The sequence below is a fragment of the Odoribacter laneus YIT 12061 genome, assembly GCF_000243215.1.
GTDB classification, from domain to species: domain Bacteria; phylum Bacteroidota; class Bacteroidia; order Bacteroidales; family Marinifilaceae; genus Culturomica; species Culturomica lanea.
Genome location: NZ_JH594597.1, coordinates 100,692 through 116,191 on the forward strand (window position 1 = coordinate 100,692; position 15,500 = coordinate 116,191).

The following is a 15,500-nucleotide window of genomic DNA, read 5'->3' on the forward strand; positions in this document are numbered from 1 at the left end:
AATGAAAACACAATTAACCGGTATATTACTCATGCTTGTCACATTGACAAGTTGTGTAAAAGAGACATTGAAAGAGTGCCCGACAGGAAATGTGCGGATAGACTTGTATGTTGAAAAGTTTCAGACTAACTCAGCTGCTCCCACGGAAGACGCTGAAGAAATTTTCAATCAAAGGATTCAGGTTTTGAATTGTGTTCTATACAAAGATCATAAATACGTGATGGACACAACTATTTCAGATGTCAGCATGGCTTCGCAACCTTATTTTACGATTTTCCTTCCGGACCTGGACTTTGGAAATTATGAAATGGTTGTGATTGCAAACAGTGACCCTACCCTTCTGAAAGGAGATTTCCATATTCCTGGCGATAGGAACATTTCGTATCCGGGAGTCGATAAGATGAAAGACCTTTTTGCCACTAACCTGGAATTCACGTTGAATTGTAACTGTACAGAAAAATTCCAAGCGAAACTCAGAAGATTGGAAGGTGTTATTCATCTTTCTTTCAGAAATCTGCCCACAGACATTCAGGAGGCAGAAGTGACGATCCATGGAGTTAACAGTAACCTGGGTATCGATGGATATACACAAAGTATAGATGTCATCCGGCGGTTTCCGATGAATATACTTACGGGAAGCAGAGACCCGGGTATGTCGATAGGTGTTTTTCCGACAACCAAGGGTTCGCCTGCTACTTTCAGACTCAAACTATTCAAAGATTCGGGCAATGTGGCCGTTTATGATGAAGTCGCCAAGGAGCCGTTGAATATTGTCCGAAATCAATTAGTCGAATTACTGATTGAATTTTCAAATGGCAACCTTTCTTTCGAAATCAAAGTAGATACCCTTTGGGAAGACCTCATCAATGGCGGAGAAATAGAAGTGCCCTAATCTCACGAATGCTCCAGGACGTTTTAATGTCAAAGCAATTCTTTAGACAAATTCTACTTATTTCTCCTTCCAAAGAGGCAAGGGCAACGCATCAAAATTCTTTTCAGCCCTATCTGTCAATATGCGGTTGATAAGTAAGGGATAGTATACGGACGCAATTTTATACCTAGAGGTTGTCCCCGTAGCAATAGTCGTACCGCTTGAGGTTCCAGCTACTCGTTGCCCTTCCTCCTGTGCCACTTGCAAACCTGCATGACAGGCCATCAGTCTACTTCTGCAAAATCAAGAACCACCCACGAAAAAAGTAAGAATCAGATAAAAACCATTTCTTTACCCTAATTAAGATAAAATGGCATCCCCTTTTTTACTGAAAAGAAAATAAAAATTTCAGAAAAGACAATTTCTGATAAATCCACTATAAATTTTCGATATTTATATCGTATTCTTCAATTTTCCGGTATAAAGTAGTGAGTCCTATGCGCATTAAGCGGGCAGCCTCTGTTTTATTACCAGCTGTATATTGCAAAACTTTTATGATGTGTTTTCGCTCCATATTCGCTAACTCAAAATCGGAAAAAGTAGGTTCACCCGTCTGAATAGCTTGTGCATTTTGGATTTCAACAGGCAAATCGTTTACAGTCAAACAATTGCCTTCTACAATAATCATACTCCGTTCCACTACATTTCTAAGTTCTCTGACATTCCCTTTCCAGGGATGCCTTTTCAAAGCTTCTATATAAGCGGGTTCGATAGATTGGATTTGTTTCCCTACTTTTTTCTCAAACCCCTTCACAAATACATTCACATAACCTGCAATATCCTCTACACGTTCCCTCAAAGGTGGTAAATGGATCTGAAAAACGGACAAACGGTAAAACAAATCTTCCCGGAAATGCTCTTCGGCAATCTCTTTCTGCAGATCCCGGTTAGTAGCAGCAATTACCCTTACATTCACTTTCGTAAGTTTGGTATCTCCAAGCTTAATAAACTCTCCTGTTTCCAGAATACGTAAAAGTTTCGCCTGCAAATCAAACGCCATCTCTCCGATTTCGTCCAGAAAAATAGTGCCTTTGTCTGCTTCTTCAAATAAACCTTTTTTATCTTTTACCGCCCCGGTAAAAGCTCCGGCTTTATGACCAAACATTTCACTCTCCAATAATTCCTTTGTAAAAGAAGAACAGTTGATCGCCACAAAAGATTTCTGCCTGCGGGAACTGTTATCATGAATAGCCTGTGCAAATACTTCCTTTCCAGTACCGGTTTCTCCTGTCAGTAAGACAGGCACATCTGTACCGGATACTTTTTTAGCCAATTCCACGACCTCTTTTAGCGAGCGGGATTTCCCCAATATACTGTCAAATGAATATCTTTTACCTGTATTTTCTTCTAATCGCTGTACTTTACGAGCCGCTTTTGCTTTTTCCATAGCCATACTGAGAAGAGGGATAATTTTGTTATTGTCGTCCCCTTTAGTGATATAATCGAAAGCGCCGTTTTTAATCGCTTGTACTCCATCCGGAATATTTCCATGAGCCGTAAGCATAATGATTTCAACCAAAGGGTTTATCTTTTTCATCTCCATGACCAAATCCACTCCACTCCCATCCGGCAAACACACATCACATAACACTACTTCAGGGTCTGCCCCTACCAATTGCTTCATACCCGACTTACAGCTATCTGCTTGTAATACCTCATACCCTTCCAAGCCGATAATGCGAGACAAGAGTTTTCTCAATTGATTCTCATCGTCTATAATTAAAACTTTTCCCATATTTTTTTGTTTGCCTTACAAAGATAAAAATAACTCCCTAGAAAGCAACTCTCTCTTTTTTCCTCATTTCCAGAACAGCATTTTGTCAGTAATTGTTAAATTATTCAAAAGCCATCTCTATTAACGACATTCATCGTATATTTGAAGAAACTGGTATATTTTTTGTATTTTGAAAAACAACAATATTAATCAAATTAGAAATGGAACATACAACAATGTTTGCAGGTAATATGTGGATCTGGATTATTTTTATTGGATTCACCCTGATTAGCTGGCTGATTAGCCATCAACTTAAAAGTCGTTTTGTCAAATATTCAAAAATACCGACAGCGAATGGCATGACCGGGAGGGATGTCGTGGAGAAAATGCTTCGGGACAACGGAATTAGCGGAGTAAAAATCGGTAGTGTAGAAGGTCAGTTAACCGATCATTACAATCCTGTAGACAAGACAATAAATCTGAGCAAAGACGTCTATTACGGAAACAGTATAGCAGCTGCCGCAGTGGCAGCCCATGAATGCGGACATGCCGTTCAACATGCCAAAGCATACAGTATGTTGAAACTACGTTCGGCCTTGGTACCGGTAGTCAGTTTTGCTTCCCATTGGGTTCAATGGATATTGCTGGCAGGCATATTACTGGTTAATACTTTTCCCCAGCTACTACTGGCAGGAATTATACTTTTCGCCGCGATGACGCTTTTCAGTTTTATCACTTTACCGGTAGAAATTGATGCCAGTCACCGGGCATTAGCCTGGCTGAGAAATTCGGGAATCACCACTTATGAAACCCAAGCTTATGCTTTCGATGCTTTGAAGTGGGCAGCTTATACTTATGTCATTGCAGCCCTTTCTTCTTTAGCCACCTTACTTTATTACATTATGATCTACTTGGGAAGAAGAAATTAACTTTCTCCCCCCCTAAAAAAATGCTGCCGAAGTTTCCGGCAGCATTTTTTCTCATGATAAGTCCCCGACTCAATTAATCATCTTGCAAACTTCTCGATTGCAACTTGGCATATTCCTGAAATGTACCCCTAATTTTGACGTAAGTACTTCTCATTTAAAAGCTTGCTTAATCTGATCGATATAATCCAGTTTTTCCCAGGTAAAAAGTTCCACTTCTTTTTCTAAAGGAGGCCAATAGCAAGAAGTAAATACCTTCTTCACCACCTGTGGAGTACGTCCCATATGTCCATAGGCTGCAGTCTCCCGATAAATCGGATTCCTCAATTTCAAACGTTCTTCAATGGCCTTAGGACGCAGATCAAAAATTTCTCCTACTTTCCGGGCAATCTCCTCATCCGATAAATTTACTTTAGCCGTGCCGTAAGTGTTTACAAATATACCGACAGGTTTTGCTATTCCGATAGCATAAGAAATCTGAATCAAAATTTCGTCCGCGATCCCAGCAGCGACCATATTTTTTGCAATATGCCGGGCCGCATACGCTGCAGAGCGATCGACTTTCGAAGGATCTTTTCCCGAAAAAGCACCTCCTCCATGAGCCCCTTTTCCACCATAAGTATCTACGATAATTTTTCGTCCCGTTAAGCCTGTATCGCCATGAGGACCTCCGATAACAAATTTTCCGGTAGGATTTACGTAAAGGATCAGGTCTTTATCCAACAAAGCCTGCACCCGTTTCGGCAATTTTGCTTTTATCCGGGGTAATAAAATATCCACGATATCTTTTTTGATCCATTCGACCATAGCTTTATCCGCTTTCAACTGAGCTTCGGGCGTTTCGTTTGCCGGCCGGATAAAATCATCGTGCTGAGTGGAGATAACAATCGTATGAATCCGCAGAGGCTTCCCATTATCCCCGTATTGGATGGTCACCTGAGATTTTGAATCCGGACGCAAATAACCCATCAACTGCCCCTCCTTTCTTATCTGTGCTAACTCACTCAATAGTAAATGAGCCAGTTCCAAAGACAAAGGCATATAATTATCCGTTTCGTTACAAGCGTAGCCAAACATCATACCTTGATCTCCGGCTCCCTGTTCCATCGGATCTTCCCGTACAACCCCCCGGTTAATATCCGGCGATTGCTCATGAATAGCACTGAAAACCCCACAACTATTTCCGTCGAACATATACTCACTCTTGGTATAGCCGATTTCATTGATTACCTCCCGGGCAATCTGTTGTACATCTACATAAGTATTTGTCTTAATCTCTCCTGCAATCACCGTCTGACCGGTAGTTACCAAAGTTTCACAAGCCACTTTTGCATCCGGATCATAAGCGATAATCTTGTCTAAGATCGCATCGGAAATCTGATCTGCCACTTTATCCGGATGTCCTTCCGATACGGATTCTGAAGTAAATAAATAGCCCATAATTTAATCCATTTGTTCATTGAGTATTGAAACACAATTTCAATTCATCAATTATAAATTAATAAAACAGGAAAGGCTATGGATGGTTGAATACACAAACTGTATGCGTTTTAGCAATTTTTTCCCGTGGTTGCAATCAGCCAAATCCTTCCACAATTAACGTCGCAAAAATACGACAATAAAAAGAAAAAAGAAAAAGTATTACACAATTAATTAGCAGACCGGGGAAAAAAACGTTCACGACACAAAAAAAGGATGTCCGACAAGGTAAAGTTTCACCTTTTGGACATCCTCTTTTATATTTCAATAAATTCTATTATTTCGTCGGGTCTGCATTCTTGACGTTCGACCAACCAATCAAAATCAGAATGAACGCAATCAAATTTAAAATCGGAGTAACAATTGCCAAAATCACAGTTATCATTAAAATATAACCGATCAAATTCAACAGGTAAGCTGTATAAAGGCTAGAAACTCCGCCTCTGGCACTTGCCGGGAATGTTGTCGATTTTTTCAGGGTAGAAAATGCCATTACGCATAAAATACAACCGATAATGTTCAAAATACCACTGATAATACTTCCTACAACAGTGCCTAAGAAAGGAACAAGAGAAAGAATGATAGAAACACCTGCTCCTATAATTAACAAAATAGCAGCCGTTTTTACTTTAGAAACAGCAGCAGCATCCTGCGGTTCTAAAACACTTTGAAATTGTCCAAGTCCCATGATGTATAATACATAGCCTAAAATAGTAGCTAAACCAGCTAATACAGCTACCCATAAAGCAGCTCCCAGGCTACCAGAAAATGCAGCAATAGCAGCTACAATTCCTCCGACAATACCGGAAAGAGAAAACAATAATACGCCATTAAAAACTTTCGAAGTAGAACTTTTCCACACATTAGCATTTATTTCCATAATAATAAAAATTTAAGAGTAAGTATTCTAATTATAGTTTCATATTTCTATAAAATTGTGGGAAAGATAAGGATTTTTTTATAAAAAAAACCAATTTTAATTAAGAAAATTTATCTCTCCCATCTTTATCTGTTTTTAACAAACTATGATTATCCCGACAAATTCCTTACCTTTGGCGCAAAACTTAAATTATGGCGTGGGGATATTATATCGGCATTTTAATTTACACGGCAGTTATCCGGCTTGCAGCCCCTTTTAATGAAAAAGCAGCTTTATGGATAAAAGGAAGGAAAAGGATACGGGAAAAAATAAAACAAATCCCCCGGGATAAAGAACGGCTTGTCTGGTTTCATGCGGCTTCTTTGGGGGAATTCGAACAAGGAAGGCCTGTTATGGAAGCTTTAAAAAAAGCGGAACCCCACACCCGTATTTTACTGACGTTCTTTTCTCCCTCCGGTTATGAAATCCGGAAAAATTATACAGGAGCCGACTATATCCTATATCTTCCGGCAGATACTCCTTCAAATGCCCGCTTTTTTATCAATCATTTTAAGCCCGACGCAGCTTTATTCATCAAATATGAATTTTGGTACAATTACCTGGCGGAATTATACAAACAAAATATCCCCATTTATTTATTCTCAGCAATTTTCAGGAAAGAGCAGCCTTTTTTTAAAAAATGGGGTGGCTTGCACCGAAAAATGTTACATTTTTTTACCCGTCTTTTTGTACAAGATGCAGAATCTGTCCGCTTGTTGTCCGAAATCGGCATTCATTCCGTCCAGCAGACAGGAGACACCCGTTTCGACCGGGTAAAACAGATTGCAACCAACGCGAAGGAAATTGGGAAAGTAGAAAAATTTTTAAACGGTTCTCCGGCTGTGATATGCGGAAGTACATGGCCTCCCGACGAAACACTGCTTTTAGATTACATCAACACTTATACAGGTAATTATAAATGGATATTAGTGCCTCATGAAATAGGAGAAAATCACATTAAAGCCATTCTGGAAAAATGTCAAAAACGGATTTGGCGATATACAGATGAGAAAGCGGATATTTCCAGTGCCGAGGTGCTAATTATCGATTGCATCGGCTTACTGTCTTCCCTTTATCGCTATGGCCGGATAGCTTATATCGGCGGAGGTTTCGGAGTAGGTATTCACAATACGCTGGAAGCAGCCGTATACGGTATACCTGTTATCTTTGGTCCCAAATATCAAAAATTTAAGGAGGCCGTACACCTCCTCCAAACCGGCGGAGCTTTCAGTATCCAAAAGAAGGAACAGCTGCAAGAATTACTGGATCGTTTAATCGGACAGCCGCAAATAGCCGAAGCGGCAGGTCATAAAGCCTTGGAATACGTAAACAGTCAGTTGGGCGCTACTGAAATCATTATCCAGTACATCACTTCAAAAAACTAATCTTTACAAACGACTGAAATCAAAAGGAGGATAAAATATACCTTGCTCTGTCACGATGGCTGTGATTAACCGATGATCGGTCACGTCAAAAGCCGGATTATATACTTTTATTCCCCGGGGAGCCATCCGATGAGCATACCATTTCTCCGTCACTTCTTCAGCAGGCCGCTCTTCTATGGTAATAGAGTTCTGATCCGGACAAGTTGCGTCGATGGTAGAAGTAGGACCTAAAACATAAAAAGGAATACGGTAGTAATTAGCCAAAATGGCGACTCCGGAGGTTCCGATTTTATTTGCCGTATCCCCATTGGCAGCTACCCGATCGCATCCCACCAACACGGCCTGAATTTTACCCTCTGCCATCAAACGGGAAGCCATATTATCGCATAGTAAAGTCACGTCCACTCCCGCCTTCTGCAGTTCATAGGCCGTCAAACGGGCTCCTTGCAACAAAGGACGAGTCTCATCTGCATATACAATAAAGTGATATCCCTTTTCCTGTCCCAAATAGATAGGAGCCAAAGCCGTCCCATATTCCGACACGGCCAAATGTCCGGCATTACAATGGGTGAGGATCCCCATTCCCGGCTGTAACAAACTCAATCCCCATTCCCCTATACGCCGGCAGGCTGCGGCATCTTCTTTCCGAATAGCCTCAGCTTCTCTCCAAAGCTCCTGTTTTATTTTTTCCAGCGGCTCTTGCCGATGAGCCAACACACATTTTTCCAGTCTCTCCAAAGCAGTGAATAAATTTACAGCTGTCGGACGAGATCCGGCTAAATAATTTTTCAGCATAGTAAACTGCCGGAAAAAAGTCCCGAAATCTTCCCCCTGAATTCTTTCTGCACATAAGGCAAGTCCATAAGCAACTGCAATTCCAATAGCAGGAGCTCCCCTTACTTTCAATAAATAAATAGCTTCCCATATTTCCTCAGGAGTCCGCAATTCCAAATAAACTTCTTTTCCCGGTAATTGAGTCTGGTCGATGATCACCAAAACTTTATGGTCATAATCCATCCTTACCGTAAGGATATCAAAAAGCGCATTCATGATTCGAATTTTTTCCGGAGAGCAGATAATTCACGCCGCTGCTCCAATGTAAAAGGGACAAGTGTATCTTTCCGGCAAGCGACCAAATGCATAATCTCGCAATAGGTTTCCAGATTTTCCATTTTCCAATAGGCCTCCTCTACGCTTGCTGCCCAAGTGATTGCCCCATGCCCCTGCATCAAAAGAGCTGTCCGGCCGACCGATAATTCTTCCACATACTGTACAATCAGAGGAGATCCAGGAGTAGCATAGGGTACTAAACCGATATCTCCTAAAAAAATCTCCGCTTCCGCCATCGCCCCCAAGGGAGGCAATTGACCGCAAACAGCATAAGAAGTGGTATAAGGCGGATGAGCATGTACACAACCGCCTGCATTTGCATTTTTGCGCAAAATAGCCAAATGAGTTTTGATTTCACTGGTAATCCGGCGATCACCCGCAAGTTGCTTTCCCCCGAGATCGACCATACATAAATCCGAAGGCTGCATACGTCCTTTAGACATATAAGTCGGCGTACAAAGTACGCATTCCTTACTCAAACGGACACTGATATTTCCCCCGTTTCCATCTACATATCCTCTTTCCCACATTCTCTTTCCTATATCACATACCAACCGCTTCAGCTGTTCCGTTTTTTCTGCATAAAATAGATCGATGTGAATTGATTCTTCCATTTTTCCAGTCTTCGTCCTCTTTATACGTAAGCTTATCAAAATGAAGTTATAAAATTTAGGCGAAACCCTCTCTTTTTACCCTCCCTCTGCCGAAGAAATCATAAAACGGCTAAAGATAAGCCGCTCTATTCCCATCCTAAAAAGTTCTTTTCTGTAAGGGCAGAGGAAAATAACCTATCAGAAAGAGAACAACATTTCGCCAACGGATATCCCCCGTTAAAACCAAAGTAGTACAAACCATTATTCATCAGCGACAAAATCCCTTACGGGAAAAAGCACTTTTGAACAACACTAGCAAATGTCTTATTTTAACCAAGATTTCAATGTTTCTATAATGTCCTGCCTAGTAATTTCTTCAAAATGTTTTATGCGGCAAGTGTGGTCCATATCTGCCTTCACATATTTTCTACATTTACTATTTTCTTTCAGATCTACAGCCGTAGCTCCCCAAGGATCCATACCTCCGTAAATAAACAACATTTTTTCCGCATCTGTCTGCAGCCACCGATTAATGTCCTTCATTTGCTGTTCATTGAAAGGTTTTTGTTCTATCCCTTTGGGCATTGTAAAGACAAAAGTTATGTCTTCCTTATCCGGCAAGTACTTTTTAAAAGGCTTAACTTTGTAATCGTACATCCCGATTTCTGTCAAAGCAGCATAGAAAAAAGGCTGTTGCTGGACAATGTTTTTATCCTCGAAAAAGGAAGGTCCGGATACCTCCATCAAATTAGTATAAATAGCTTCTATACCATCTTCTGCCAAAGGAATATTGGAACATTTATGCCCCCATTGCCAAAAAGCAAAAGGATATTCCAGTATCATCAATTGAACAGCCCGCCGGATCCCTCCAACCGTTTCAAAAGTATAATTTTTTTCCTGAGCATATTCTTCCACCATCGGAATTAAGCTGTCGATTTTCTGGAAACATAAGTTCTGGAAATCTTTTATATCCCAATGACAAGTATTTCTTTCATCGTTCCCGAACAGGAATTTTCCGAAGCCAACTTTTGAAGTACCCGCTTTCTCTAAAAACTTAGCCAGCCGAGGATCTACATATTTCAAATTTAAAGGAGCCACATAAGGCACACTGACATCCACATCTTCAGGATAAAAATAACGGTGGAAAATGGTCGTCTGCCCCCCCTTACTAATACCGGTAGATACCCATTTTACTTCCGGATAAATATTTTTCCTGATAGCCTGAATAATTTCATGTTGGTCGGTAGCAGCCTGTTTTATAGTCAGATATTCCCAAGGAATTCCCCCCTGAGGTACACTCCGGTCGAAAAAACGATGCTCAATGGTCAACTGGTTACCATTTAACAATTGAGCCAGCTCTCCTGCCTTCGGCGACCAGATATTATACCCTTGCAGTTCTACAATAACCGGGGCTTTGGGTTTATTTTTATGCCCCAATAAAACTCTCTGCTTAAATTTCCCGCCTTCCGGACGAGAATGGTCGATGGGCTGTTCATACCAAAATTCATAATATTCATCAAAAGAATCAATATCCATCTTTTTAATGTCACTGATTTCTTTAATTTGCTGTAATTTTTCCAAAATGCCACTCTGCCCCCAAGCCATATAAGAACCAAGGGCTAAAAACAATAAACTAACAATAGTTCTCTTCATCATCTCTGTAAAATTTAAAGTCGCAAGATATAAAATTTAATCAGAATATACATGAGGTTTATAAAGTTTATAGAAGGACAACATTTGTTCTCGAAACAACTGCTATTTTGTTTACAAATAGGAGCCTATGTCCTTTTACCGATAGGTCCAAAGCCGGATTTTTCACACCGTTTCTGAAACGTAAACAAGACAGCAGTTCATTTACAGTAAATCATAATTTGGTAAAATCATTTTATAAACGGATATTTGCATCGTCGAACAAAAGAACTCCTGAAAAGAAAGGCCGGTTACAGCTGGAGCCGTCTTACTTTTATGAAACAGAAGTTTGCTATATGAAATATTTTAGCCGTTTCAAAGAACATTATACAGCCATTATCCGATTAGGAATACCTATCGTAATCGGGCAATTGGGGATTGTCATCGTAGGATTGGCCGATAATATCATGGTGGGTCATTACGCTACTTCCGATCTGGCAGCCGCTTCCTTCGTGAACAGTGCATTCAATATTCCGATTTTATTCGGACTTGGGTTTTCCTACGGACTGACCCCTTTGGTCGGCCAGTTTTTCGGTAAAAAGGACAAATTCAAAATCGGGCAATTATTACGCAATAGTTTGCTGGTAAACGGCTGTATGGGAGTATTTCTCACCTTGCTGATGTGGATTTTTTATCTGAATATTGAAAAAATGGGGCAACCGGCAGAACTTCTTCCCCTGATTCGTCCTTATTTTTTATTGCAACTGGTTTCCTTGATTTTTGTCATGTTATTCAATTCCTTCAAGCAGTTTTCCGATGGAATCACAGATACCCGGACTCCTATGTATATTATGATATCCGCGAATGTATTGAATATTATCGGTAATTATATACTGATATACGGGAAATTAGGAATTACGCCACTGGGAGTGGTCGGTGCAGGTATTTCGACCTTATTGTCCCGGATACTCATGTTCCTGGCCTTTGCCGTCCTGTTCTACCGTCATCTTGCCTATCGCCGCTATCTTGTAGGCTATAAACGGAGTCATTACAACCGGACAGATATTTTTTCGCTGAACAAAATGGGCTGGATGGTGGGTCTGCAGATGGGCTTAGAAAATGGATTGTTCAGTGTTACGGGCATCATGATCGGTTGGCTGGGCAGTATAGCACTGGCAGCACACCAGGTTGTCGTAGCTATCTCTACTTTGGGTTTTATGATTTACTACGGAGTGGGCGCTGCTATTTCTGTCCGGGTAAGTAATTTTTTCGGAAAAGGAGACATCCGCAATGTCCGGGCTACAACGGCCGCAGGTTATCACATTATCCTCTGCCTGGCTTTCCTTGCTTCCTGTTTATTCCTGTTTTCCCGCCATAGCATCGGCCATTTGTTTACAGATTCAGCAGAAGTCCTGCAGGTGGTATCGGTCCTTATGTTCCTGCTTTTAGCTTTTCAATTCGGCGATTCCCTGCAAATTACGTATGCCAATGCGTTACGGGGAATGGGAGATGTCGTATCTATGGCTATTATTTCATTTATCGGCTATTTTCTCATTGCACTGCCCGTCTGCTATATATGCGGGTTTGTTCTCAAATGGGGAATTACAGGTGTATGGTTGGGTTATCCCGTTGGTCTGACACTGACCGGACTCATGCTGTGTGCCCGCTTTTACTATATTACCCGTCAAGTTAATAAAAAACCATAAAATTTACCTTTATTATCAACATTAAGACTTTACAATGCTAAACGATAAATCCATACTTATCACCGGAGGAACCGGTTCATTCGGACAAAAATTTACAGCACTGGCTTTACAGGCCTATCCGCATATTCGAGAAATCGTCATTTTTTCACGAGATCCGCAAAAGCAACTTCAAATGGCCGAACGCTTCGCCCATCACCCCCTTCGCTTTATCTGCGGAGATATGGGAAATCCCCAAGACGTAAACGAAGCCTGTAAAAATATCGATCTCATTATCCATACGGCAGCGATACGCATTGCCGGAGAAGCGGAAGCAAACCCCTGGCAGGCTATTCAAAGCAATGTGATAGGAGCGCAAAATTTGATAGAAGCAGCTTCTACCCATCGGGTCAGGCAAATACTTGCCCTTTCTACCGATATGGCTTCCTTGGTAAATAATGTGTATGGCGCCACTAAAATGTTGTCGGACAAATTATTTATCGATGCCAACCAACGTTATGCCCCTTTAAAAACCAGTATAATTCGCTATGGAAATATGTTAGGTTCACAAGGCACAGTCATTCCATTTTTTATCAAAAAAGCCCAGGAAGAAGGTATCCTACCCATTACAGATTTTCGGATGACACGTTTTTTAGCCACTCCGGAAGAATGTGTCAAAATAGCCTTTCAAGCTCTCCGAAGAAGTATAGGAGGGGAAATCATTGCTCCCAAAATAAAGTCATACAACATTCTGACAATCGCCAAAGCTGTCGACGAAAAAGCAGCTTTAAAGCAAATCGGATTGCGCCCGGGTGAAAAACTATACGAAACGATGGTCACCCGCTACGATTCTTTCCGTACGATTGAAACGAACGACAGTTACATTATCGTACCCCCCTATGCAGATACGGCAAAATACTGCCAACATTATTCAGCTCTTCCGGTTTCTCCAGAATTTGAATTCAATTCCGAAAATAACCCTAATCAATACACTGTAGCAGAAATCAAACAAATGATTAAAAGCATGTAAATTATCGGATCAAAATTTCTCAAGGCTTCAATTTCAATATAGAATTGATCTCTTCGTAGCCTTTTGAACGATCCTGAAACAATACCGTATGAAAACCTAAAACAGAAGCCGCTTCTATATTCGCTTTTAAATCATCTATAAAAAGAGATTCTTCCGCTTTTAAATCATAGGTGTCGAGTAATGTGCAATATATTGCCCGATCCGGTTTTACCTGTTTCACTAAACCAGAAATGATCTGTCCGTCAAAATACCGGAACACTTCCCTCCCTTTTAAGTAATCGTAAAATTCGACAGACATATTCGACAGACAATATAATTTATATCCTAATTTCGAGAGTCGTTTGATCAAGGTGACCGTTTGCGGAATATCGGTCAATGAATGTTTTATAAATTCAACGAACTCCCGGCACTGTACAACAGTATAACCGGAAAGCTCAGCCATTTGAAGGATAATCTGTTCCTCCGTTACCATCCCCCGGTCAAATTCTATCCAATAGTCCTGGAAGAAACGATTTTGAAAAAGTTTTTGCGGCAAATTCAAATCTCCTTTAAATTCTTTCTCAATCTTTTTCGGACTCCACTCCAAAACTACTCCACCCAAATCAAAAATTACATTTTTCATCCCATTCAAAGTTAAAAACAATTTTACGCTTAAATCCGTATTTATCTGCAAAATTAATAGAATCCCCTGATTTCCTTTTTATATTTTAAAGATTTGTTTTTCCCTTTTCGTTATGTTTTCAACGATTCCTAATTGGAGCAAACTGAATCATTCAGTAGAAGTAGAAATTGTATCTTCCCCGAGTAGGTTCTTTTCAAGGCTTTGAATACGTATAAAAACGTATTTGTTAATGATTTTTTAAAATGCATTTTTGTAAAATAGAATAATCGGGGGAGTATGAAAAGTTAATTGATTGATTTTTAGTCAATTATACCCACATCTCTTCTGAAAGCGTATGTATAAAAACAGATTTCTGAAAAATAAGATAAGAATTAAATGTTTTTTATCCGTTATAAAAATAAAATTGAAAAAAGAACTTATCCGCACGCCTGACAACAAAGTACTGGATGGAGTAAAGTTTTGCATAAAACAAACGGATAAATTCAAATAGCAGAATTAAAACAGAGATATATGAGAAATTTAATCGTGTCAGTTTGCATATTGATCGGCATCAGTGTAGGCGTCGGTTCCTGTGGCTCTAAAGCGAATAAGAAAGGAGGCTTACAAGGGGAAATCACGTTGTCCGGTGCATTTGCTTTATACCCTCTAGTTGTAAAATGGGCTGAAGAATTCAAAAAATTAAATCCGAATGTCCGGATCGATATCTCGGCGGGAGGGGCAGGAAAAGGAATGACGGATGCCCTGGCAAAAGTAGTGGATCTGGGTATGGTTTCCCGGGAAGTATATCCCCCGGAACTGGAAAAAGGAGCTATTGGCTTTGCAGTGGCAAAAGATGCCGTTATCCCCACCATCAATGAAAATAATCCGGTTATAAAAGATCTTCTGCAAACCGGTCTTACACAGGAAGCAGCAAAGAAATTATGGATTACCGACGAATATACAAACTGGGAACAATTGACAGGTAAGCCGGGAGAAACTCCTGTACACGTCTATACCCGTTCGGATGCCTGCGGGGCAGCGGAAACCTGGGCGTTGTGGATGGAGAAAAAGCAAGAAGACCTGAACGGAACCGCTGTATTCGGCGATCCCGGAGTAGCAATGGCCATACAGAAAGATATTTTAGGCATCGGATTAAATAATATTTCTTATGCCTATGACGAAAAAACCCGTAAACCCAATCCGGGAATATTAGTTTTACCGTTGGACGTAAACGCAAATGGGAAAATCGATCCGGAAGAATTATTTTATGATACCAAAGACCAGCTGATACAAGCTATTGCCGAAGATCGTTATCCTTCCCCTCCTGCCAGAGATCTTTACCTGGTTTCCAACGGGATACCCACCAAACCGGAAGTCATCGCTTTTCTAAAGTTCATATTGACAGAAGGACAAAAATATAATGTCCCGGCAGGCTATATCGGATTATCATCCGAAAAACTGGAAAAAGGATTAGCCCAGCTCAAGCAATAAACAGGTCGTT

General features: G+C 40.5%; 14 protein-coding genes. 6 read left to right on the forward strand and 8 right to left on the reverse strand.

What is annotated here, in order from left to right:
• Position 1 precedes the first annotated feature (1 nt).
• Positions 2–892, forward strand: a complete 891-nt coding sequence (locus HMPREF9449_RS12740) for a FimB/Mfa2 family fimbrial subunit (protein ID WP_009137674.1) — start codon at positions 2–4, stop codon at positions 890–892.
• 57 nt (positions 893–949) lie between these two features.
• Here HMPREF9449_RS12740 and HMPREF9449_RS12745 read toward each other — a convergent pair whose 3' ends face one another.
• Positions 950–1,156: a hypothetical protein gene (locus HMPREF9449_RS12745; protein ID WP_040611933.1), complete on the reverse strand. Its 207-nt coding sequence runs from the start codon at positions 1,154–1,156 to the stop codon at positions 950–952.
• A 151-nt stretch (positions 1,157–1,307) separates the two neighbouring features.
• Positions 1,308–2,666: a sigma-54-dependent transcriptional regulator gene (locus tag HMPREF9449_RS12750; protein ID WP_009137675.1), complete on the reverse strand. Its 1,359-nt coding sequence runs from the start codon at positions 2,664–2,666 to the stop codon at positions 1,308–1,310.
• Positions 2,667–2,866: 200 nt separating this feature from the next.
• Here HMPREF9449_RS12750 and HMPREF9449_RS12755 point away from each other — a divergent pair, with 200 nt between their 5' ends.
• A complete protein-coding gene (locus tag HMPREF9449_RS12755; RefSeq protein WP_009137676.1) occupies positions 2,867–3,574 on the forward strand; it encodes a zinc metallopeptidase in 708 nt (235 codons plus the stop codon).
• A gap of 150 nt (positions 3,575–3,724) precedes the next feature.
• Here HMPREF9449_RS12755 and metK read toward each other — a convergent pair whose 3' ends face one another.
• Together metK and HMPREF9449_RS12765 are read right to left on the reverse strand one after the other, a co-directional pair.
• Positions 3,725–5,011 (reverse strand): methionine adenosyltransferase, encoded by a 1,287-nt coding sequence (gene metK / locus HMPREF9449_RS12760; RefSeq protein WP_009137677.1) that lies wholly within the window; start codon positions 5,009–5,011, stop codon positions 3,725–3,727.
• A gap of 316 nt (positions 5,012–5,327) precedes the next feature.
• Complete coding sequence (locus HMPREF9449_RS12765) at positions 5,328–5,930, reverse strand: hypothetical protein (protein WP_009137678.1); 603 nt, start codon at positions 5,928–5,930, stop codon at positions 5,328–5,330.
• 191 nt (positions 5,931–6,121) lie between these two features.
• Between HMPREF9449_RS12765 and HMPREF9449_RS12770 the strand changes: the two genes are divergently transcribed.
• Positions 6,122–7,354 (forward strand): 3-deoxy-D-manno-octulosonic acid transferase, encoded by a 1,233-nt coding sequence (locus HMPREF9449_RS12770; RefSeq protein WP_009137679.1) that lies wholly within the window; start codon positions 6,122–6,124, stop codon positions 7,352–7,354.
• A gap of 3 nt (positions 7,355–7,357) precedes the next feature.
• On the opposite strand, the gene mtnA is transcribed toward HMPREF9449_RS12770, so the two are convergent.
• The 3 genes from mtnA to HMPREF9449_RS12785 all read right to left on the reverse strand — a co-directional run bounded on the left by mtnA (position 7,358) and on the right by HMPREF9449_RS12785 (position 10,713).
• On the reverse strand, positions 7,358–8,404 hold the full coding sequence (mtnA, locus tag HMPREF9449_RS12775) for an S-methyl-5-thioribose-1-phosphate isomerase (protein WP_009137680.1): 1,047 nt from the start codon (positions 8,402–8,404) through the stop codon (positions 7,358–7,360).
• Positions 8,401–9,078 carry a class II aldolase/adducin family protein gene (locus tag HMPREF9449_RS12780; protein WP_009137681.1) on the reverse strand — a complete coding sequence of 226 codons (678 nt, stop codon included), beginning with the start codon at positions 9,076–9,078 and terminating at the stop codon, positions 8,401–8,403. The genes mtnA and HMPREF9449_RS12780 overlap by 4 nt, the downstream gene beginning before the upstream one ends.
• A 303-nt stretch (positions 9,079–9,381) precedes the next feature.
• Positions 9,382–10,713: a S28 family serine protease gene (locus tag HMPREF9449_RS12785; protein WP_009137682.1), complete on the reverse strand. Its 1,332-nt coding sequence runs from the start codon at positions 10,711–10,713 to the stop codon at positions 9,382–9,384.
• A 329-nt stretch (positions 10,714–11,042) separates the two neighbouring features.
• Here HMPREF9449_RS12785 and HMPREF9449_RS12790 point away from each other — a divergent pair, with 329 nt between their 5' ends.
• Both HMPREF9449_RS12790 and HMPREF9449_RS12795 read left to right on the forward strand, forming a co-directional pair.
• A complete protein-coding gene (locus tag HMPREF9449_RS12790; protein ID WP_040611997.1) occupies positions 11,043–12,392 on the forward strand; it encodes an MATE family efflux transporter in 1,350 nt (449 codons plus the stop codon).
• A 34-nt stretch (positions 12,393–12,426) separates the two neighbouring features.
• On the forward strand, positions 12,427–13,398 hold the full coding sequence (locus tag HMPREF9449_RS12795) for a polysaccharide biosynthesis protein (protein WP_009137684.1): 972 nt from the start codon (positions 12,427–12,429) through the stop codon (positions 13,396–13,398).
• A 19-nt stretch (positions 13,399–13,417) separates the two neighbouring features.
• Here HMPREF9449_RS12795 and HMPREF9449_RS12800 read toward each other — a convergent pair whose 3' ends face one another.
• Entirely contained in the window at positions 13,418–14,020 is a 603-nt protein-coding gene (locus HMPREF9449_RS12800) for an HAD family hydrolase (protein WP_009137685.1), read from the reverse strand.
• Positions 14,021–14,530: 510 nt separating this feature from the next.
• Here HMPREF9449_RS12800 and HMPREF9449_RS12805 point away from each other — a divergent pair.
• Entirely contained in the window at positions 14,531–15,490 is a 960-nt protein-coding gene (locus HMPREF9449_RS12805) for a PstS family phosphate ABC transporter substrate-binding protein (protein ID WP_009137686.1), read from the forward strand.
• Positions 15,491–15,500 lie beyond the last annotated feature (10 nt).

Excerpts from the sequence above, each read along its gene's own strand:
- HMPREF9449_RS12740 (WP_009137674.1), top strand. The coding sequence starts at position 2 with ATGAAAACACAATTAACCGGTATATTACTCATGCTTGTCACATTGACA.
- HMPREF9449_RS12745 (WP_040611933.1), bottom strand. The coding sequence starts at position 1,156 with ATGGCCTGTCATGCAGGTTTGCAAGTGGCACAGGAGGAAGGGCAACGA.
- HMPREF9449_RS12750 (WP_009137675.1), bottom strand. The coding sequence starts at position 2,666 with ATGGGAAAAGTTTTAATTATAGACGATGAGAATCAATTGAGAAAACTC.
- HMPREF9449_RS12755 (WP_009137676.1), top strand. The coding sequence starts at position 2,867 with ATGGAACATACAACAATGTTTGCAGGTAATATGTGGATCTGGATTATT.
- metK (WP_009137677.1), bottom strand. The coding sequence starts at position 5,011 with ATGGGCTATTTATTTACTTCAGAATCCGTATCGGAAGGACATCCGGAT.
- HMPREF9449_RS12765 (WP_009137678.1), bottom strand. The coding sequence starts at position 5,930 with ATGGAAATAAATGCTAATGTGTGGAAAAGTTCTACTTCGAAAGTTTTT.
- HMPREF9449_RS12770 (WP_009137679.1), top strand. The coding sequence starts at position 6,122 with ATGGCGTGGGGATATTATATCGGCATTTTAATTTACACGGCAGTTATC.
- mtnA (WP_009137680.1), bottom strand. The coding sequence starts at position 8,404 with ATGAATGCGCTTTTTGATATCCTTACGGTAAGGATGGATTATGACCAT.
- HMPREF9449_RS12780 (WP_009137681.1), bottom strand. The coding sequence starts at position 9,078 with ATGGAAGAATCAATTCACATCGATCTATTTTATGCAGAAAAAACGGAA.
- HMPREF9449_RS12785 (WP_009137682.1), bottom strand. The coding sequence starts at position 10,713 with ATGATGAAGAGAACTATTGTTAGTTTATTGTTTTTAGCCCTTGGTTCT.
- HMPREF9449_RS12790 (WP_040611997.1), top strand. The coding sequence starts at position 11,043 with ATGAAATATTTTAGCCGTTTCAAAGAACATTATACAGCCATTATCCGA.
- HMPREF9449_RS12795 (WP_009137684.1), top strand. The coding sequence starts at position 12,427 with ATGCTAAACGATAAATCCATACTTATCACCGGAGGAACCGGTTCATTC.
- HMPREF9449_RS12800 (WP_009137685.1), bottom strand. The coding sequence starts at position 14,020 with ATGAAAAATGTAATTTTTGATTTGGGTGGAGTAGTTTTGGAGTGGAGT.
- HMPREF9449_RS12805 (WP_009137686.1), top strand. The coding sequence starts at position 14,531 with ATGAGAAATTTAATCGTGTCAGTTTGCATATTGATCGGCATCAGTGTA.